Below are 18641 nucleotides of genomic sequence, written 5' to 3'. Positions count from 1 at the left end.
ACGGGCGCGTCTTCATGCCGGTCAGCCGTTCGTGGCCAATGACACAGGAGCATTCAGCATGAGTGTGACGTCGAAGGCGGCATTGCCGCTGTTGGTGGCTGCCAGCCTGCTTGCGGGCTGCGCCACGCACAGCGATGGCAGCGCGCCACTCAACCAAAGGACCTGGCCCATCTGCAGCCTGCTGGGCGGCTTGGTCGGTGGTGGCCTGGGTGCCATCGAAAGTTCTACCTGGGCCGCCGGTGGCGGTGCCCTGGGCGCCATCGCCGGAGGGCTGATTTGCTATGCCCAGGACGGTGACGAAGACGGCGACGGTATTTTCGATCGCCGCGACCATTGCCCTGATACCCCGGCCAATACGGCGGTCGACCACATGGGCTGCCCGTTGAAGGAGTACCCTGCCGCGCCGCCGGCCACTGCGGCCGAACCCTCGCCCGAGGTGATCATCCTCGATGACAACGGCGCGGTGATGTTCGCCTTCGATTCCGCCGACCTGACGCCGGCGGCCCAGCAACGCCTGCAAGGCCTGGTGGCGAAACTCGATTCACCAACCGTGGCCAAGGTCCGTGTGATCGGGCACACCGACAATGTGGGCTCCGACAGTTACAACCAGGCGCTCTCCGAACGCCGCGCCAGCAGCGTGGCCGAGTACCTGATTGGCCAGGGCCTGGAGGCGGGCAAGGTCACCAGCCAGGGCCGTGGCGAAAGCGAGCCGGTCACCGACAACGAAACCGAGGAGGGCCGCGCGCGCAACCGACGGGTGGAGCTGCACCTCAACTGAGTGGTGCTGGCGCCTGCCTTGGCATTGCAGTTAATGTGGCGCGCACGGCCCGCTCGATCGGGGCGTCTCGACATAACAACAATCGATAGGGGCGGGGTATGAAGTTCATCCTGGGCCTGGGCAAGGTCCTGACGGTCGCTTTCTGGGGTGTGGTGTTGTTCAATCAGCTGATGCCACAACCCTTGCCCTTCAATCTGCTGATCAATGCCGCTGGTATTTTCCTGTTCGGCCTGCACCTGCTCGAAGTGCTGTTCTTCAATGGCAGCCTGCGTGGGCGCAGCCACCGCTGGTTCGACCGGTTGCAGATCCTGCTGACGGGTATCTTCCATGTCATGTCCATTCCCCGTGCGCAGGAGGCGCCGCGTAATGCGTAATCTGATGTTGCTGGCCATGTTGGCCGCTCCCCTTGCCCAGGCCGAAAGCCTGGAAGTCGCTGCCAATTCCATGCTGCGCCTGCCCGATAAGTCAGCCAGTGTGCACCTCACGCACCTGCGTGTCGCTGATGCGGCGACCCTGCTGTTGCCTGCCTCGCTCGCGGAACTGAAGGTCGACCAACTTGAACTGGGGCGTGATGCGCGTATCGCCATTGCACCTTCCGATAACCCGTTGCTGATAGAAGCGCGCAGCGCGCGGTTGGGCGAAGGCAGTGAATTCAGTGCACCGGGGGCAGCGGGCAGTTACCAGCGTGCAGCCCGTTCAGGCCGTAGCCTGGACCTGAAACTGGCTGAGCTGGATGCCGAGCGAGTAGCGATCGATGCCCGTGGCGGTGCTGGTGCGCCGGGCTATGTGGGCCTGGATGGTGCCAACGGCCAGGCCGGTGGCTGCACCTGGGGCCAGGCCAGCCGGGGTGCCAATGGTGATGATGGTGGCAACGGGCATGATGGTGCGCCGGGTGGGCGTATTCGCCTGAGCGTGCCGCAGGGCTTCCCGCAAGAGCGCATTGTCGTGCGACTGGATGGCGGTGCACCGGGTAAGCCAGGGGCGGCAGGCAAGGCCGGTAAAGGTGGGGCGAGCAAAGGGTGCCTGGTGTACAGCACCGATGCTGGGGCCAATGGGCGACCGGGCCAGCCGGGCCAGCCCGGCCTGGCTGGCGCTGCGGGTGAGCTGATTCTGCAGCCCCTTTGAGCCTCGCTGTCCCCTGTAGAAGTGGCCTTGTGTCGTGATGGGCCGCTCCTGCAGGGACCGCGTGAAACCTGTCAGATCATCAGGCGCGAACTGGCCACAGCCACCACGGCCAGGCCCAGCAGCAAGTTGATACCCACCATCCGCCGAATCCGCCCCAGCACCGCCGCACCCGTTGGCCAATCTTCGGCCAGCACCGCCGCCTTCAGTTCTGGCAGCAGCAACGCCTGAATGCGCATGAACAGGGCAAACATGGCGATCCCGCCACCGATCATCACCTGCACGTACTTAGGCGCGGTCTCGAAACCGCTGAAGCGCATGTGCAACATGCCGATACCACTTATCGCCAAGATTGCCACCGCCAGCCAGACCCAGCCGAAGAAACGTCGGAAAACTTCCACCCACAAGCGCAGGCGGGCAGGCCCTTCAAGGGCTGCAACCGTTGCCGGGCGTAGCACCAGCCAAGCGAAGAACATGCCGCCGACCCATACCAGGGCGGCTAGAACATGCAGTGTGTAGGGCAGGGCAAAGGCGAGCATCCGGATCTCCATGCGGCACAAAGGGCAATAGCGGGGTATGATAGCCGCCCCGTGTGAAACACTGAAAATATATCCAGCCCTCCGGGCGCCTGCAGACCATGATCAGCAACGAACTCAAAGCCACTATTCAGGGCGCCTATTCGCGTTTTCTCGAAGCCAAGAGCCTCAAGCCGCGCTACGGCCAGCGCCTGATGATCGCCGAAGTGGCCAAGGTGCTTGGCGACATTGCCTGCGACGATGAAGGCCGGCGTGCCGGTGAGCCAGCCGTGGTGGCCGTGGAAGCGGGCACCGGTACCGGCAAGACCGTGGCCTACAGCCTGGCCGCCATTCCGGCCGCCAAGGCCGCCGGCAAGCGCCTGGTGATAGCCACTGCCACCGTGGCCCTGCAGGAGCAGATCGTCTTCAAGGACCTGCCCGACCTGATGCGCAATAGCGGGCTCAACTTCAGCTTTGCCCTGGCCAAGGGCCGTGGCCGCTACCTGTGCCTGTCCAAGCTCGACATCCTGCTGCAGGAAGGCCATGCCCAGTCGGCCACCGCCCAGTTGTTCGAAGAAGAAGGCTTCCGTATCGAAGTCGACGAACGCAGCCAGAAGCTATTCAACAGCATGATCGAGAAGCTCGCCGGCAACCGCTGGGACGGTGACCGTGACAGTTGGCCCGAGGCCCTGGAAGACCAGGACTGGGCACGCCTGACCACCGACCACAGCCAGTGCACGGGCCGTCATTGCCCGAACTTCCAGCAGTGCGTGTTCTACAAGGCCCGCGAAGGCATGGGCAAGGTCGACGTGATCGTCACCAACCACGACATGGTCCTGGCCGACCTGGCCCTGGGCGGTGGTGCGGTATTGCCCGACCCGCGCGATACCATGTACGTGTTCGACGAAGGCCACCACCTGCCAGACAAGGCCATCGGCCACTTCGCCCATTATTCGCGGCTGCGTTCCACGGGCGACTGGCTTGAGCAGACGGCCAAGAACCTGACCAAGCTTCTGGCCCAGCACCCGCTGCCCGGTGACCTGGGCAAATACATCGAGCAGGTGCCGGAGCTGGCGCGGGAAGTGCGCACCCAACAACAGTTCATGTTCACGCTGTGCGAACAGGTGGCCGACTTCCGCCCCAGCGAGGACACCGAAGGCCGTGAGCGCCCGCGCTACCGTTTTGAGGGTGGGGTGGTGCCAGAACAGATTCGCGAGGTGGGCATCGAGTTGAAGAAGGGCTTCGCCCGCCTCAACGACCTGTTCACCCGCCTGGCCGACCTGCTCAAGGAAGGGATGGACGGTGAGGTGAGCATCGGCATTGCCAGCCACCAGGCCGAAGAATGGTATCCGCTGTTCGGCAGCCTGGTCACCCGTGCCCAGGGCAACTGGGAACTGTGGACGGCCTTTACCGCCGAAGACCCGGAAGACAGCCCGCCCATGGCCCGTTGGCTGACGTTGGCCGAAAGCGGTGCGATGTTCGACATCGAAGTCAACGCCAGCCCCATTCTTGCTGCCGAAATGCTCCGCCGCAGCCTGTGGAGCGTTGCCCATGGCGCCTTGGTAACGTCGGCGACGTTGACCGCGCTCGGCAAATTCGATCGCTTCCGCATGCGCTCGGGCTTGCCGCGAGATGCCGTCACCTGTGTGGTCCCCAGCCCGTTCGTGCATGGCGATGCCGGCCTGTTGCGGGTCCCGGACTTGCAGGCCGACCCACGCGATGCGGCGGCGCACACGGCGGCGATCATCCGCGAACTGCCGAACATCGTCGAAGATGCCCGTGGCGCGCTGGTGCTGTTCTCGTCACGCAAGCAGATGCAGGATGTGTTCGACGGCCTGGACCGCGACTGGCGTAAGCTGGTGCTGATCCAGGGCAACCTGTCCAAGCAGGAAACCCTGAACAAGCACAAGGCACGGGTCGATGATGGCCAGCACAGCGTGTTGTTCGGCCTGGCCAGCTTTGCCGAAGGTGTCGACCTGCCGGGTGCGTACTGCGAGCACGTGGTCATCGCCAAAATTCCCTTCTCCGTGCCCGACGACCCGGTGGAGGCTGCCTTGTCGGAGTGGATCGAGGCCCGCGGCGGCAACCCGTTCATGGAAATTGCCGTGCCGGACGCGTCGCTCAAGTTGATCCAGGCCTGTGGCCGCCTGCTGCGTACCGAGCAGGATCGCGGCGTCATCACCTTGCTCGATCGGCGTCTGGTCACCCAGCGTTACGGCAAGGCTATTCTCAATGCGCTGCCGCCGTTCCGGCGGGAGATTTCCTGAGCACCGGAGCACTTGCTCCGGCGCGTTGTCCATTACTCAGTCTTGGGCCATGACGGCCCTGAAGGAGAGCCCCAGCCTTATGGTCCGCCGTACCCTGCCCGCCGTTTTCGCCCTGTTGTTCAGCTCGCCCTTGCTGGCCGGGCAGCAGACGCTGTTCAGCTTCGTGCGCCCGGCCTCGGTGGTCAATGTGGTGACCGAGGATGCCGGCATGCCGCAGTACAACGCGGAGCAGACGGCCGAGGGCGAAGTGTTGCGGCGTGTGGTGTTCAACCCGGCCCAGCGGCCGACTTTGCGCCTGAGCCCGCAAGGCGGGGCGTGGGACTGGTCCGCCGGGCAGTTCCTGACCTTACGCCTGCAAAGTGCCATGGATTGGGCGCTGACCGTGGATGTCACGGTGCAAGGCAGCGATGGCCGCACCTTGACCAGCCGTATCGACCTGCCGGCCGGCCCCGCGCAAACCGTGATGGTGCCGCTGACAGCCAGTTCACCGTTGAACCAGGGCATGCGTGCCGGCCCGCCGATGCCCTGGAACTATGGCGGGCAGCGCCTGCTGCTGACCAGCAGCGCCGGGGCAGTCGACCTCAAGCAGGTGGCCTCGGTGAGCCTGAGCATTCCCAACCCCAAGGTCGCGCAAAACCTGCTGATCGAGCGAGTCGGCATTCAGGATGACGACCAGGCTTACAAGGCTGCCTACCATGAGCTGATCGATACCTATGGCCAGTCCACGCGCGGTAACTGGCCTGAGAAGGTTACCAATGACGAACAGCTCAAGGCAGCCGATACCCGTGAACAGCAACAGCTCAAGGGCTGGCTGACAGAGCGCGGCAAACAGCAGCTGGACCCTTACGGCGGCCTGTTGGCCGGGCCGGCGTTCGCCGCCAAAGGCTTCTTCCGCACCGAAAAGCGTGATGGCCGTTGGTACCTGGTAACGCCGGAAGGGCACCCCTTCTATTCCCTGGGGGTAAACGCCGTGGCGGCAGACGGCGGGCGTACCTATGTCGCTGGGCGTGAAGGCATGTTCAAGGCCCTGCCCGCTGAGGGCAATGCACTGGCCGCTTTCTATGGCGAGGGCAATAACGACGATGGCAATGCCTCGTCGCAAGGGCGCAATTTCAAACAGGGGCGCTGGTTCGACTTCTATGCTGCCAACCTTCAACGTACCTATGGCAAACCCTGCCCGCCCGCAGTGGAGGGCCAGCCCGCCAACTGCCCACCGCTGGCGCTGGATGCGGCCCGCTGGCAGACGCACGCGCTCGACCGCCTGCAGGCCTGGGGTTTCAACACCATCGGCAACTGGAGCGAGCCTGCCCTTGGTCAGGCCAGGCGCCTGCCATACACCGTGCCGCTGTCGATCGTGGGCGACTACACCAGCATCAGTACCGGCATGGACTGGTGGGGCAGCATGCCCGATCCGTTTGACCCGCGTTTCGCCATGGCCACCGAGCGTGCAGTGGCCATTGCCGCCCGCGATCACCGTGACGACCCCTGGCTGATCGGTTACTTCGCCGATAACGAGTTGGCCTGGGCTGCTCCCGGAAGCGACCCCAAAGCCCGTTACGGCCTGGCCTACGGCACCTTGCGCTTGACCACCGACGTGCCGGCCAAGCGCGCATTCCTCAAGCAGTTGCGTGACAAGTATCGCAACCAGGAAGGGCTGTCCAAGGCCTGGGGCATCGAGCTGGCCGCCTGGGAACTGATGGAAGATCCAGGCTTCGAGGCGCCGTTGCCCAACCCGGAGCACCCGGAAATCGAACGTGATTACCAGCATTTCCAACAGGTATTTGCCGAGACCTACTTCAAGACCATTGCCGATTCGTTGAAGTGGCATGCGCCCAATCACCTGCTGTTGGGTGGCCGCTATGCCATCAGCACGCCAGAAGCGGTCAAAGCCTGTGCAGAGTTCTGCGATGTGCTCAGCTTCAATTTCTATACCCTCAAGCCTCAGGACGGTTACGACTTCGCTCGCCTGGCCGAGTTGGACAAGCCGGTGCTGGTGTCCGAGTTCCAGTTCGGCTCGCGCGATCGCGGGCCGTTCTGGCCGGGGCCGCTGGAGTTGGCGCGGGAAGAGGATCGCGGCCCGGCCTACGGCAACTTCCTCAAGGCCGCCCTGGCGCAACCGATGATCGTTGGCGCCCACTGGTTCCAGTACCTCGATCAGCCGGCCAGCGGTCGCCTGCTTGACGGCGAAAACGGTCACCTTGGACTGGTGGCCATCACCGATGTGCCGTACCCAGGGTTTGTTGACGCCGTGCGCAAAAGCAACCTGCAGGCCATGGGCCAATTGCGAGCGCTGCTGGATAAACCGGCGCCCTGAGCGCCAGTTACCGTTCGTCGCGACCATTTGGCCCAAGCCAGTTTGCAAAACACCCAACTACTGAAACAATGCACACCTTTTTTGGACATGGTCGTACGGAGTACAGCGGGTGCAGATCCAGGGTCACTATGAGCTGAAGTTCGAAGCCGTGCGCGAAGCCTTTGCCGCGTTGTTCGATGATCCCCAGGAGCGTGGTGTCGCACTGTGCATCCAGGTGGGGGGCGAAACCGTTATTGACCTGTGGGCCGGCAGTGCCGACAAAGACGGCCAGCAGGCTTGGCACAGCGATACCATCGCCAACCTGTTCTCCTGCACCAAGACGTTCACCGCCGTCACCGCCCTGCAACTGGTCGGCGAGGGTAAGCTGGCCCTCGATGCCCCGGTGACCAACTACTGGCCCGAGTTCGCCCAGGCCGGTAAGCAGTCGGTCACTTTGCGCCAACTGCTCAGCCACCGTGCCGGCTTGCCGGCGATTCGCGAGCTGCTGCCGGCCGAGGCATTGTACGACTGGCAGACCATGGTCGATGCCCTGGCGGCCGAGACACCTTGGTGGACACCCGGCACCGAACACGGCTATGCCGCCATCACCTACGGCTGGCTGATCGGCGAGCTGATTCGCCGCGCCGATGGCCGTGGCCCTGGCGACTCGATCGTGGCCCGCACCGCCCGCCCGTTGGGGTTGGATTTCCACGTTGGCCTGGCAGACGAAGAGTTCCACCGCGTGGCGCATATCGCCCGTGGCAAAGGCAACCCGGGGGATGCCGCAGCGCAGCGCTTGCTACAGGTAACCATGCGTGAGCCAGAGGCGTTGTCGACCCGTGCATTCACCAACCCGCCGGCGATCCTGACCAGTACCAACAAGCCTGAATGGCGTCGTATGCAACAGCCAGCGGCCAATGGCCATGGCAACGCACGCAGCCTGGCGGGCTTCTATGCCGGGCTTCTTGACGGCAGCCTGCTCGAATCTGAACTGCTCGATGAACTGACCCGTGAACACAGCCTGGGTCAGGACCGTACCTTGCTCACCCAAACCCGCTTTGGCCTGGGCTGCATGCTCGACCAGCCCGAGGTGGCCAACGCCACCTTTGGCCTCGGCGCCCGCGCCTTCGGCCACCCCGGTGCCGGTGGTTCGGTCGGTTTTGCCGACCCGGAGCACGATGTGGCCTTCGGTTTCGTGGTCAATACCCTCGGCCCTTATGTGCTGATGGACCCACGCGCGCAAAAGTTGGTACGCGTCCTTGCCAGTTGCCTTTGATCGGGTAATGCGGGTATTGCCCACCCCCTTTGACTATCCTCAATGCCAACGCCTGAAGTGCCTAGGCAAAATATCTTTCTATTTCATGGTGTATCGCTGATGTCTTCACATAAAACCTTAGCACTCGCCCTGTGCCTGACCGCCGTTACCGGCTGCGCCAGCCACTCCCCGGACGGCTCCAAGGAAGGTGGCTCCAACTGGTGGCCTTTCGGTTCGGACAAGGTCGCCGAGCAGGAAGTGAAGGCAGCCGTCACTGAAAACGTGGCCAAGGCTGACGCCAAATCGGAGAGCGCCAGCCGTTGGTGGTGGCCGTTTGGTGGCGATGACAAGCAGGCCAAGGGCCCCGTGGTGCCGAAAATTGACCAGAAGGCCACCCAGGCCTGGCTGGACGAATACGAGCCTAAGCTGCGCGAAGCGATCAAGGACAGCAAGCTGGAGCTTGAGCGCCGCGACAATGTGCTGGCGGTAACCTTGCCGGTTGACAGCTCGTACAACCCTGACCGCCCGAACATGCTGCTGCCCATGACCCTCGGCCCGATCACCCGCGTGGCCAAGACCGTCGAAGGTGACCCCAAGACTGCCGTGCTGGTACTGGGCCATGCCGACAGCAGCGGTGCTGCCGCTGCCAACCAGAAACTCAGCCTGGAGCGCGCCGCTTCGGTATCGGCCATCTTCCGCCTCAGCGGCCTGCAGCGTGACCGCCTGACCCTCAAGGGCATGGGCTCGGTGATGCCGCGTGCGGCCAATGACAGCGCCGAGGGCCGCTCCCTGAACCGCCGCGTGGAAATGCTGCTGACCCCGCAAAACACCATGGTCGCACTGTTGGCCAAGTATCAGCAGGCTGCTCCGGCACCTGCGCCGACCTCGATGGTGGCGGTACAGGATGCCAAGGCACCTGCTGCCAAGGCCACCGACAACAAGCCGGCTGCCAAGCCTGCGGCGAAGAAGCCCGTGGCCAAGGCCAAAGCACCTGTGAAGGCAACAGCCAAGAAGAAAGCGGCGCCGGCCAAGCCTGTTGCCAAGAAAGCTACCGCCGATAAAAAAGTAGCTGCCAATAGCCCTGCGAAGACCAACTGATCGTCAAGGAACGCAGCAATGACCCAATCCCTGGCCGATATGCGCCGCGACTACACCCGTGATGGCCTGGCTGAAGCCCAGGCGCCGGGGGAGCCGTTCGTCCTGTTCCACCAGTGGTTCGCCGATGCGGTGAAAACCGAGCAGGCGCCGGTGGAAGCCAACGCCATGACCCTGGCCACCGTGGACGGCGAAGGCCGCCCGCATTGCCGTGTATTGTTGCTGAAGGGGCTCGACGAGCAGGGCTTCACTTTCTTCACCAATTACGAAAGCGCCAAGGGCCAGCAATTGCAGGCCAACCCTTTTGCAGCCATGACCTTCTTCTGGCCGGCGCTGGAGCGCCAGGTGCGCATCGAAGGGCGGGTGGAGAAGGTCTCGGCGCAGGAGTCGGATGCCTACTATCAGGTGCGCCCGCTGGGCAGCCGCCTGGGGGCCTGGGCCTCGCCGCAGAGCCGGGTGATTGCCGGGCGTGAAGAGCTCGAGGGCCTGGTCAAGGCTACCGAAGCGCGCTTTTCCGACACCCAGCCGCACTGCCCTGAGCATTGGGGGGGCTACCGTTTGTTGCCTGAGCGCATCGAGTTCTGGCAGGGGCGGGCGAGCCGCTTGCATGACCGGTTGAATTACCGGTTCGTGAATGGGCAATGGCAGCGGGAGCGGCTGGCGCCCTGAGGTCCCGGGGCTGCTGCGACACAAGGCCGCTCCCACAGAGGCGATCGCGCTGTACCTGTGGAAGCGGCCTTGTGTCGCGATAGGGCCGCAAAGCGGCCACGACGATCGATCAGGCTACCCCGGATACTCCGCCGCTTCCCGCTCCAACCACCCTGCCAGTTGCTTGCGTCCCACCTTCTCCTGTCGCGCCTGTTCCAACCTTTCCAGCATGAACGCGCGCTTATCAGGATCGGCACCCGCCAGCGACAACGCCAGGTCGCGGTCCATCCAGCGACGCATGCGCACATACAGCCACCCGTGGAAATACAGCCCCGCAACGGTGGCGACCACGACGATGAAGTAATCCATGGCTATCCTTGGTCTCACTTGAAAGGCCTTCGACACAGCCCGGCAGGCTGTACCCCGGCTGAATGAAAACAATTTTATTACGTTTGTACCGTGACAGCCGTCAATGTGCAGCGTCTAATGAGCACCTGACTTATGGAGACTTTACCCATGCGTAAATCCGCTTTGCTGGTGGCGACCTTTACCACCATGTCGCTGCTGCTGGGAGGCTGTGCCTCGAGCCTGACCGGTGACAGCTACTCCCGTGACGAGGCCCGCCGCGTGCAAACCGTGCGTATGGGCACCATCGAGTCCCTGCGCCCAGTCAAGATCGAGGGTACCAAGACCCCGATCGGCGGTGGTGCTGGTGCCATCGTGGGTGGCGTTGCTGGCAGCGCCGTTGGCGGTGGCCGTGGCAGCATCGTCGCTGCGGTGATCGGTGCTGTTGCCGGTGGCCTGGCAGGCTCCGCTGCCGAAGAAGGCCTGACTCGTACCCAAGGTGTCGAAATTACCGTACGTGAAGACGACGGCAGCATGCGCGCCTATGTGCAGGCCGTGCAGGAGAACGAAATCTTCCGCGTGGGTGACCGCGTGCGCATCATGACCGTTGACGGTACCAGCCGCGTTTCGCACTGACCGTAGCGCAGTAAAACAAAACCCCGACCTGGCTGCTGCCAGTCGGGGTTTTTTCATGCCTCAGCCAAATCAACCAACACGGGGCTTGCGGCTGGCCATGGCGGTGACGGCGTAGCCGATCACTGCGGCGAAGAACGAGCCGGTAAGAATCCCCATGCGGTCCATACCGGCGTATTCGCTACTGCCTGGGGAGAAGGCGAGCGAGCCAACGAACAGGCTCATGGTGAAGCCAATGCCGCAGAGTATCGCCACCCCCAGTATTTGCCCCCAGCCAGCACCAGCAGGTAGCGCGGCGAGGCGCAGCTTCACCGCCAGCCATGTCAGGCCGAAAACACCTACGGTTTTGCCCAGCAACAGGCCGACGGCGATGCCCATCGGCACGGGGTGGGTGAAGCTTTCTACGGTCATGCCAGCCAGCGAAACGCCGGCGTTGGCGAAGGCGAACAGTGGCAGGATGGCATAGGCCACCCAAGGGTGCAGGGCATGTTCCAGGGCCAGCAGCGGTGACGTTTCGGCGTTGCGCGTGCGCAGTGGGATGCACAAGGCCAGGGCGACACCGGCCAGGGTGGCATGCACGCCACTCTTGAGCACGCATACCCAGAGGATCAGGCCAATGACCATGTATGGCCCAAGCTTGACCACGCCAAGCCGGTTCATCGCTATCAGCACCACCAGGCAGGCCGCCGCCAGCAGCAGCGATACGCTCGACAGGGTACCGGAGTAGAACAGGGCGATGACAATGATCGCACCCAGGTCGTCGATGATCGCCAGGGTCATCAGGAACAGCTTCAGTGACACCGGCACGCGCTTGCCCAGTAGCGCCAGCACGCCGAGGGCAAAGGCGATGTCGGTGGCAGTTGGGATCGCCCAGCCGGCCACGGCCGCCGGGTTGTCACGGTTGATGAACCAGTAGATCAGTGCCGGCACCACCATGCCGCCAACGGCAGCAGTGGCAGGCAGGATTACCTGGGATGGCTTGGACAGGTGGCCGTCGACCACCTCGCGCTTGACCTCCAGGCCGATCAGCAGGAAGAACAGGGCCATCAGGCCATCGTTGATCCATAGCAGCAATGGCTTGGCGATGTTCAGCGCGCCGATCTGGACGGCGACGGGCACGTCGAGCAGCCCGCTGTACAGGTAGGACAGTGGCGAGTTGTTGATGATCAGGGCCAGAACGGCGGCGGCGATCAGCAGCAGGCCGCTGGCGGCTTCAAGCTGGAAAAAACGGGTGAACAGGCTACGCACGGGCTATAGGCTCTCCATGAGCAGTTTACGAATGGTACGGGCGTACACCCTAGCCTGTGGCGATATTCTTTAAAACAAAAACTATATTCGTTTTTGTTATATGGTGTTGCTGCCTTGGCTTAGTGAAGCCTAGATGCAGATGCAGATGGAGGAGGAGGGGGTGAGGGGAAGGCTGGTCTTGGGGCCGGGTTATTCTGAAGTCTGCCAGCGCCCTCTCGCGGGCAAGCCCGTTGCCACAGTGACATCGCTACCCCTGTGGGAGTTGGCTTACCCGCGAAGAGGCCATGGAAGGCCTCAAGCAATCAGAGGCCGAGCATATCCCGTGCTACCGCCTCGGCAATGCGGATACCATCCACACCCGCGGACAGAATCCCGCCCGCGTAGCCGGCGCCTTCACCCGCCGGGAACAGCCCCTTGAGGTTCAGGCTCTGGTAATCCTCACCCCGGGTAATGCGCAGGGGCGACGAGGTACGCGTTTCGATCCCGGTCAACACCGCGTCATGCAGGTTGTAGCCTTTGATTTGGCGGTCGAATGCCGGCAGTGCCTCACGGATCGCCTCGATGGCGAAGTCCGGCAGGCTTGGCGCCAGATCACCCAGGGTCACGCCCGGCTTGTAGGACGGCTCGACACTGCCCAGTGCGGTCGATGGCCGGCCGGCGACAAAGTCACCCACCAGTTGCGCCGGGGCCTGGTAGTTGCTGCCACCCATCACGTAGGCATGGGCCTCCAGGCGTTCCTGCAGCTCGATACCGGCCAGCGGGCCACCCGGGTAGTCGCGCTCGGGGTCGATGCCGACGACGATGCCGGAGTTGGCGTTGCGCTCGTTACGCGAGTACTGGCTCATGCCGTTGGTAACGACTCGGCCCGGCTCGCTGGTAGCCGCGACCACGGTGCCGCCTGGGCACATGCAGAAGCTGTATACAGAGCGGCCGTTCTTGGCGTGGTACACCAGCTTGTAGTCGGCGGCACCGAGTTTGGGGTGGCCGGCGTACTTGCCCAGGCGCGCCTTGTCGATCAGCGTTTGCGGGTGCTCGATGCGGAAGCCGACCGAGAATGGCTTGGCTTCCATGTACACGCCTTTGGCGTGCAGCATACGGAAGGTGTCGCGGGCGCTGTGGCCAAGGGCCAGGACCACATGGCGCGAGTGCAGCTGCTCGCCACTCTCCAGTACCACGCCAGTCAACTGGCCATCTTCGACCAGCAGGTCGGTGACCTTCTCCTGGAAGCGCACTTCGGCACCCAGGGCAATCATGTCCTGGCGCATCTGCTCGACCATGCCGGTGAGGCGGAAGGTGCCGATGTGCGGCTTGTTGATGTACAGGATTTCGTCCGGGGCACCGGCCTTGACGAACTCTTCCAGTACCTTGCGGCCGTGGTGCTGCGGGTCCTTGATCTGGCTGTACAGCTTGCCGTCGGAGAAGGTGCCGGCGCCGCCTTCGCCGAACTGCACGTTGGACTCTGGGTTGAGCACGCTCTTGCGCCACAGGCCCCAGGTGTCCTTGGTGCGCTGGCGCACTTCCTTGCCGCGTTCGAGGATGATCGGCTTGAACCCCATCTGTGCCAGCAGCAGGCCGGCAAAGATGCCGCACGGGCCGAAACCGACCACGATCGGGCGCTCCTGCATGTCGGCCGGGGCGTGGCCGACGTACTTGTAGGTCACGTCTGGTGCCACGCTGATGTTGCGATCGTCGGCGAACTTGCTGAGCAGTTCGGCTTCGTTGCTGGCTTCCAGATCGATGGTGTAGATGAACAGCAGTTCGCTGTTCTTCTTGCGCGCATCGTAGCTGCGCTTGAACAGGTTGAAGCTGAGCAATTGCTCGTCGCGGATGCCCAGGCGCTGGACGATGGCTTCACGCAGCGCTTCGTCAGGATGGTCCAGGGGCAGCTTCAGTTCGGTGATTCGTAGCATGGCAGGGTCCAGTATCCCGGCCATGGACGGCCGGCGGCTTTACACAAACCGCCAAGTATAAGCTGTTCGCCGCCCTGACTGGCAGGATAAAAGTGCCCGGCGATCAGTTGTCGCGTGCGCCACCGTAGTAGCCGCAGCCTTGCAAGGTCTTGCCGTCGATGTGCAGTTCGGCGCGCAGGTGGCGCACGGCGCCGCTCATGCTGTCGACGCAGCGTTGCGGGGCGACCCACAGTTCCACGTGCTGACCGTTGGCTTCGCTGCTCAGGGTCAGGCCGCCGCCGGGCACTTCTTCTTCAAGGAACGGCAGGGGCAGCGGGTCTTTGCCGGGGCGCTCTATGATCATCCCCTTGCCGCTAGCTTTCACCGCCCAGAACGGCTCCTGGCCGTCGGCGCGCAGGGTTAGCTGCTTGAAGTTGGGGTCTTCGCAGGCACGGGCGGAGGGTTCCAGGCGGTACAGGCGACGCACTTCCAGCTGGCCGTCGTTGTTGGCCTGCTTGCTGCCGGTCAGGCGACCACGGACGTCGGCGAACAGCTTGTCATTGGCGTCCTTGGCAAGGTTGGCGGCCTCCTGCAGGATGCCAGTGGCGCCGACATCATTGATCACGAACGTGCGGTTTTCGCTGCATGGCTTGAACAGCAACTGGCCGTTGGCGGCACGTAGTTCGCCCTGCATGCGCGTGGTGCCGATGTTCGGGTCGCTTGGGGCGTTGGCCATGAGCTGGCAGCCGGCGAACAGGGGCAGCAGGGCGGTGAGCAGCAGGGTGGGGGTGAGGCGCATGGGGCGGGCTCCGGGGATCTTTGCCAAAGAGCTGGCCACGTTACGCAGGGTGTGCTGGGATCACAAGTCAGCAGGCATGAAAAAGGGCCCGAAGGCCCTTTCCCGATCAACCCCCAAGGTACGCGTCGCGCACCTTCGGGTCAGTCAACAGCGCTTCGCCTGTCCCTTGCATCACCACCCGGCCGTTCTCCAGCACATACGCCCGGTCGGCGATTTTCAGCGCCTGGTTGGCGTTTTGCTCCACCAGGAACACCGTCACGCCATCGCGGCGCAGCTGTTCGATGATGTCGAAGATCTGCTGGATGATGATCGGTGCCAGGCCCAGCGAAGGTTCGTCGAGCAGCAGCAGCTTGGGCTTGCTCATCAGCGCCCGGCCAATGGCGAGCATTTGCTGCTCGCCACCGGACATGGTGCCGCCACGCTGGATGTAACGTTCCTTCAGGCGCGGGAACAGCTGCAGCACCTTGTCCAGTTGCTCCTGATAATCGCCTTTGTCGGTGAAGAAACCACCCATCGCCAGGTTCTCCTCTACGGTCAGGCGGGCGAACACGCGGCGGCCTTCCGGCACTACGGCGATGCTCTTGCGCATGATGTGCGAGGACGGCTGGCCGACCAGTTCTTCACCCAGGTACTTGATGCTGCCACTGTGCGCCTGCGGCGAGCCGCACAGGGTCATCAGCAACGTCGACTTACCGGCGCCGTTGGCGCCGATCAGGGTGACGATCTCGCCCTGGTTGATTTCCACGTTGACGCTGTGCAGCGCCTGGATCTTGCCGTAGAAGGTGGAAACGTTTTCGAACTTCAGCATTTACGCTTCCCCCAGGTAGGCTTTGATCACATCAGGGTTGTCGCGGATCTCTTCCGGTGTGCCGTGGGCCAGAGGGGTGCCCTGATTGATCACCACGATATGGTCGGAGATGCTCATCACCAGCTTCATGTCGTGCTCGATCAGCAGCACGGTGACGTTGTGCGACTCGCGCAGGTAGGCGATCAATGCCTTGAGGTCTTCGGTTTCCTTCGGGTTCAGGCCCGCGGCCGGTTCGTCGAGCATGATGATGCGTGGCTGGGTCATCATGCAGCGGGCGATTTCCAGGCGGCGCTGCTGGCCGTAGGCGAGGGTGCCGGCGGTACGGTTGGCGAACTCGGTCAGGTTGACCTTTTCCAGCCAGTACTGCGCGCGTTCCATGGCCTCCTTTTCGCTGCGGCGGAAGCCCGGGGTCTTGAACAAGCCAGCGAAAAAGTTGGTGTTGAGGTGGCGGTGCTGGGCGATCAGCAGGTTTTCCAGCGCGGTCATTTCCTTGAACAGGCGCACGTTCTGGAAGGTCCGCACCACACCCTTGCGGGCGATCTGGTGGCCGGCCAGGCCCTGGATCGGCTGGCCATCGAGCAGGATGGTGCCGCCGCTGGGCTTGTAGAAACCGGTCAGGCAGTTGAACACGGTGGTCTTGCCGGCGCCGTTGGGGCCGATCAACGCCACCACCTGTTTTTCCTTGACGGTCAGGCCCACGCCGTTGACCGCCAACAAGCCGCCGAAGCGCATGCTCAGGCCGCTGACTTGCAGAATTTCGCGGCTCATCGACGCAGCTCCATGTGTGGACGTTGCATAGGCAGCAGGCCTTGCGGACGCCAGATCATCATCAACACCATCAGCGCACCGAACATCAGCATCCGGTATTCGCTGAACTCACGCATCAGCTCGGGCAGCAGGATCATCACGATGGCCGCGAGAATCACGCCCAGTTGTGAGCCCATGCCGCCAAGCACGACGATGGCGAGGATGATCGCCGACTCGATGAAGGTGAACGACTCCGGCGTCACCAGGCCTTGGCGCGCGGCGAAGAAGCTACCGGCGAAACCGGCGAAGCAGGCACCCAGGGTGAACGCCGAGAGTTTGATCACGGTCGGGTTGAGGCCCAGTGCGCGGCAGGCGATCTCGTCTTCGCGCAGGGCTTCCCAGGCGCGGCCGATCGGCATGCGCAGCAGGCGGTTGATGACGAACAGCGCCAGCAGCGCCAGCAGCAGGGCCACCAGGTAGAGGAAGATGACCTTGTTGATCGAGTTGTATTCCAGGCCGAAGAACTCGTGGAAGGTCTGCATGCCCTCGGCGGCGCGGCGTTCGAAGGTCAGGCCGAAGAACTCCGGCTTGGGGATGTTGCTGATGCCGTTGGGGCCGCCGGTCCAGTCGGTGAGGTTACGCAGGAACAGGCGGATGATCTCGCCGAAGCCGAGGGTCACGATCGCCAGGTAGTCACCCCGCAGGCGCAGTACCGGGAAGCCAAGCAGGAAGCCGAAGGTGGCGGCCATCAGGCCGGCAATCGGCAGGCACACCCAGAAGCTCCAGCCCAGGTAGTGCGAGAGCATGGCGTAGCTGTAGGCGCCGACGGCGTAGAAGCCGACATAGCCAAGGTCGAGCAGGCCCGCCAGGCCAACCACGATGTTCAGGCCAAGGCCCAGCAACACGTAGATCAGGATCAACGTGGCAATGTCGACCGCACCGCGCGAGCCGAAGAACGGCCACACCAGTGCCGCCACGATCAACCCGATGATCACATAGCGCTGGGTCTTGGGCAGGGTCAGGTAGTTGCTGACGGCCGGCGGGATCAGCTTGCGATCCGAACGGCGGCCCATCACCGAGCTCCACTGCTTGTCGAACAGCACACGCAGGAACATCAGCACCGAACACACGGCGATGATGCTGATGGTGAACGAGCCCTGGCTGTGCACGGCCAGGCTGATGCCGTCGATGCTCAGTTTCAGGCCCAGTACCGGGAAGGCCACGGCCCATACCAGCAAGGCGCTGAAGAACGCCTGTTTGAGATTTTTGTTCATACTTTTTCAACCTCCGGGCGGCCCAGAATGCCGGTCGGCCGGAACAGCAAGACAAGAACCAACAAGCCGAATGCCACCACGTCCTTGTACTGGTCGCCGAAGATGTCGGCGCCAAAGGCTTCCGCTACACCCAGCACCAGCCCGCCGAGCATGGCGCCCGGAATGCTGCCGATGCCACCCAGCACCGCCGCAGTGAAGGCCTTCAGGCCCACCAGGAAACCGGCGTTGGGGTTGATCACCCCGTACTGCATGCTCAGCAGCACGGCTGCCACGGCTGCCAGGGCGGCACCGATGACGAAGGTGAGGGCGATGATGTTGTTGGTGTTGATGCCCAGCAGGTTGGCCATCTTGATGTCTTCGGCGCAGGCGCGGCAGGCGCGGCCCAGGCGGGAGCGGGAGATGAACAGGGTGAGCAGGGTCATGGCCACCAGGGTGACCACGAACACCAGGACTTGCATGTAGCTGATCAGTACTTCTTCAGCACCGCCTGGCCCGAAGGAGAAGCTGCCGGGGATCAGGTTGGGGATGGATTTGTCCTTGGAGTCTTGCGACAGCAAGACGGTGTTCTGCAGGAAGATCGACATGCCGATGGCGGAAATCAGCGGAATCAACCGGTTGCTGTTGCGCAGAGGGCGATAGGCAACCCGTTCGATACTGTAGCCATAGGCACTGGTGACGAAGATCGTCGCGACAAAGGCGACGGTCATCAGGATCGGCAGCGAATGGATGCCCATCATGGCCAGGCCCGCCAGGGCGATGAAGGCCACGTAGGAACCGATCATGTACACCTCGCCATGGGCGAAGTTGATCATGCCAATGATGCCGTACACCATCGTGTAGCCGATGGCGATCAAGGCATAGGTGCTGCCGATGGTCAATCCATTAACCAGTTGTTGGAAGAAATGGTAGATCTCAGGCATTACAG

General features: G+C 63.2%; 18 protein-coding genes. 9 read left to right on the top strand and 9 right to left on the bottom strand.

Features of this window, described 5'->3' with window-relative positions; genetic code table 11:
- Positions 1 to 58 precede the first annotated feature (58 nt).
- The 3 genes from APH42_RS14265 to APH42_RS14255 all read left to right on the top strand — a co-directional run bounded on the left by APH42_RS14265 (position 59) and on the right by APH42_RS14255 (position 1903).
- Complete coding sequence (locus APH42_RS14265) at positions 59 to 778, top strand: OmpA family protein (RefSeq protein WP_060493575.1); 720 nt, start codon at positions 59 to 61, stop codon at positions 776 to 778.
- Between the two features lie 98 nt (positions 779 to 876).
- Positions 877 to 1152, top strand: coding sequence for a DUF1145 domain-containing protein (locus APH42_RS14260; RefSeq protein WP_012273852.1), 276 nt, complete (start codon positions 877 to 879; stop codon positions 1150 to 1152).
- Positions 1145 to 1903 (top strand): hypothetical protein, encoded by a 759-nt coding sequence (locus APH42_RS14255; RefSeq protein ID WP_060493574.1) that lies wholly within the window; start codon positions 1145 to 1147, stop codon positions 1901 to 1903. Before APH42_RS14260 ends, APH42_RS14255 begins: the two co-directional genes overlap by 8 nt.
- A gap of 71 nt (positions 1904 to 1974) precedes the next feature.
- On the opposite strand, the gene APH42_RS14250 is transcribed toward APH42_RS14255, so the two are convergent.
- Positions 1975 to 2439, bottom strand: coding sequence for a CopD family protein (locus APH42_RS14250; protein ID WP_060493573.1), 465 nt, complete (start codon positions 2437 to 2439; stop codon positions 1975 to 1977).
- Between the two features lie 98 nt (positions 2440 to 2537).
- Here APH42_RS14250 and dinG point away from each other — a divergent pair, with 98 nt between their 5' ends.
- The 5 genes from dinG to pdxH all read left to right on the top strand — a co-directional run bounded on the left by dinG (position 2538) and on the right by pdxH (position 9994).
- On the top strand, positions 2538 to 4682 hold the full coding sequence (dinG, locus tag APH42_RS14245; protein ID WP_012273849.1) for an ATP-dependent DNA helicase DinG: 2145 nt from the start codon (positions 2538 to 2540) through the stop codon (positions 4680 to 4682).
- Between the two features lie 79 nt (positions 4683 to 4761).
- On the top strand, positions 4762 to 6996 hold the full coding sequence (locus APH42_RS14240) for a beta-galactosidase (protein ID WP_060493572.1): 2235 nt from the start codon (positions 4762 to 4764) through the stop codon (positions 6994 to 6996).
- A 109-nt stretch (positions 6997 to 7105) separates the two neighbouring features.
- Complete coding sequence (locus APH42_RS14235) at positions 7106 to 8251, top strand: serine hydrolase domain-containing protein (RefSeq protein WP_060493571.1); 1146 nt, start codon at positions 7106 to 7108, stop codon at positions 8249 to 8251.
- A gap of 99 nt (positions 8252 to 8350) precedes the next feature.
- A complete protein-coding gene (locus tag APH42_RS14230; RefSeq protein ID WP_012273846.1) occupies positions 8351 to 9328 on the top strand; it encodes an OmpA family protein in 978 nt (325 codons plus the stop codon).
- An 18-nt stretch (positions 9329 to 9346) separates the two neighbouring features.
- On the top strand, positions 9347 to 9994 hold the full coding sequence (gene pdxH / locus APH42_RS14225; RefSeq protein WP_012273845.1) for a pyridoxamine 5'-phosphate oxidase: 648 nt from the start codon (positions 9347 to 9349) through the stop codon (positions 9992 to 9994).
- Between the two features lie 114 nt (positions 9995 to 10108).
- Here pdxH and APH42_RS14220 read toward each other — a convergent pair whose 3' ends face one another.
- Positions 10109 to 10342: a hypothetical protein gene (locus APH42_RS14220; protein WP_012273844.1), complete on the bottom strand. Its 234-nt coding sequence runs from the start codon at positions 10340 to 10342 to the stop codon at positions 10109 to 10111.
- A 147-nt stretch (positions 10343 to 10489) separates the two neighbouring features.
- On the opposite strand from APH42_RS14220, the gene APH42_RS14215 reads away from it, so the two are divergent.
- Positions 10490 to 10954, top strand: coding sequence for a glycine zipper 2TM domain-containing protein (locus tag APH42_RS14215; protein WP_009684613.1), 465 nt, complete (start codon positions 10490 to 10492; stop codon positions 10952 to 10954).
- Between the two features lie 69 nt (positions 10955 to 11023).
- On the opposite strand, the gene nhaA is transcribed toward APH42_RS14215, so the two are convergent.
- The 7 genes from nhaA to livH all read right to left on the bottom strand — a co-directional run bounded on the left by nhaA (position 11024) and on the right by livH (position 18636).
- Positions 11024 to 12199, bottom strand: coding sequence for a Na+/H+ antiporter NhaA (gene nhaA / locus APH42_RS14210; RefSeq protein ID WP_012273843.1), 1176 nt, complete (start codon positions 12197 to 12199; stop codon positions 11024 to 11026).
- A gap of 302 nt (positions 12200 to 12501) precedes the next feature.
- Complete coding sequence (locus APH42_RS14205; RefSeq protein WP_060493570.1) at positions 12502 to 14109, bottom strand: NAD(P)/FAD-dependent oxidoreductase; 1608 nt, start codon at positions 14107 to 14109, stop codon at positions 12502 to 12504.
- A gap of 103 nt (positions 14110 to 14212) precedes the next feature.
- On the bottom strand, positions 14213 to 14887 hold the full coding sequence (locus tag APH42_RS14200) for a COG3650 family protein (RefSeq protein WP_012273841.1): 675 nt from the start codon (positions 14885 to 14887) through the stop codon (positions 14213 to 14215).
- A gap of 106 nt (positions 14888 to 14993) precedes the next feature.
- Positions 14994 to 15695: an ABC transporter ATP-binding protein gene (locus APH42_RS14195; protein WP_003254879.1), complete on the bottom strand. Its 702-nt coding sequence runs from the start codon at positions 15693 to 15695 to the stop codon at positions 14994 to 14996.
- Positions 15696 to 16463 (bottom strand): high-affinity branched-chain amino acid ABC transporter ATP-binding protein LivG, encoded by a 768-nt coding sequence (gene livG, locus APH42_RS14190; RefSeq protein WP_012273840.1) that lies wholly within the window; start codon positions 16461 to 16463, stop codon positions 15696 to 15698. It abuts the gene before it with no gap.
- The gene (locus tag APH42_RS14185) at positions 16460 to 17716 is read right to left on the bottom strand and encodes a high-affinity branched-chain amino acid ABC transporter permease LivM (RefSeq protein ID WP_012273839.1); all 1257 of its coding nucleotides are present in this window, start codon (positions 17714 to 17716) and stop codon (positions 16460 to 16462) included. Before APH42_RS14185 ends, livG begins: the two co-directional genes overlap by 4 nt.
- Complete coding sequence (gene livH / locus APH42_RS14180) at positions 17713 to 18636, bottom strand: high-affinity branched-chain amino acid ABC transporter permease LivH (RefSeq protein ID WP_003254876.1); 924 nt, start codon at positions 18634 to 18636, stop codon at positions 17713 to 17715. The genes APH42_RS14185 and livH overlap by 4 nt, the downstream gene beginning before the upstream one ends.
- Positions 18637 to 18641 lie beyond the last annotated feature (5 nt).

This window comes from Pseudomonas sp. NBRC 111140, from assembly GCF_001320885.1.
In the GTDB taxonomy this organism is placed as follows: Bacteria; Pseudomonadota; Gammaproteobacteria; order Pseudomonadales; family Pseudomonadaceae; genus Aquipseudomonas; species Aquipseudomonas putida_P.
This window is presented reverse-complemented; position numbering and strand designations above follow the sequence as displayed.

What these genes read in the sequence shown, in the direction of transcription:
- APH42_RS14265 (WP_060493575.1), top strand. Translation starts at nt 59, where the DNA reads ATGAGTGTGACGTCGAAGGCGGCATTGCCGCTGTTGGTGGCTGCCAGC.
- APH42_RS14260 (WP_012273852.1), top strand. Translation starts at nt 877, where the DNA reads ATGAAGTTCATCCTGGGCCTGGGCAAGGTCCTGACGGTCGCTTTCTGG.
- APH42_RS14255 (WP_060493574.1), top strand. Translation starts at nt 1,145, where the DNA reads ATGCGTAATCTGATGTTGCTGGCCATGTTGGCCGCTCCCCTTGCCCAG.
- APH42_RS14250 (WP_060493573.1), bottom strand. Translation starts at nt 2,439, where the DNA reads ATGCTCGCCTTTGCCCTGCCCTACACACTGCATGTTCTAGCCGCCCTG.
- dinG (WP_012273849.1), top strand. Translation starts at nt 2,538, where the DNA reads ATGATCAGCAACGAACTCAAAGCCACTATTCAGGGCGCCTATTCGCGT.
- APH42_RS14240 (WP_060493572.1), top strand. Translation starts at nt 4,762, where the DNA reads ATGGTCCGCCGTACCCTGCCCGCCGTTTTCGCCCTGTTGTTCAGCTCG.
- APH42_RS14230 (WP_012273846.1), top strand. Translation starts at nt 8,351, where the DNA reads ATGTCTTCACATAAAACCTTAGCACTCGCCCTGTGCCTGACCGCCGTT.
- pdxH (WP_012273845.1), top strand. Translation starts at nt 9,347, where the DNA reads ATGACCCAATCCCTGGCCGATATGCGCCGCGACTACACCCGTGATGGC.
- APH42_RS14220 (WP_012273844.1), bottom strand. Translation starts at nt 10,342, where the DNA reads ATGGATTACTTCATCGTCGTGGTCGCCACCGTTGCGGGGCTGTATTTC.
- APH42_RS14215 (WP_009684613.1), top strand. Translation starts at nt 10,490, where the DNA reads ATGCGTAAATCCGCTTTGCTGGTGGCGACCTTTACCACCATGTCGCTG.
- APH42_RS14205 (WP_060493570.1), bottom strand. Translation starts at nt 14,109, where the DNA reads ATGCTACGAATCACCGAACTGAAGCTGCCCCTGGACCATCCTGACGAA.
- APH42_RS14200 (WP_012273841.1), bottom strand. Translation starts at nt 14,887, where the DNA reads ATGCGCCTCACCCCCACCCTGCTGCTCACCGCCCTGCTGCCCCTGTTC.
- APH42_RS14195 (WP_003254879.1), bottom strand. Translation starts at nt 15,695, where the DNA reads ATGCTGAAGTTCGAAAACGTTTCCACCTTCTACGGCAAGATCCAGGCG.
- livG (WP_012273840.1), bottom strand. Translation starts at nt 16,463, where the DNA reads ATGAGCCGCGAAATTCTGCAAGTCAGCGGCCTGAGCATGCGCTTCGGC.
- APH42_RS14185 (WP_012273839.1), bottom strand. Translation starts at nt 17,716, where the DNA reads ATGAACAAAAATCTCAAACAGGCGTTCTTCAGCGCCTTGCTGGTATGG.
- livH (WP_003254876.1), bottom strand. Translation starts at nt 18,636, where the DNA reads ATGCCTGAGATCTACCATTTCTTCCAACAACTGGTTAATGGATTGACC.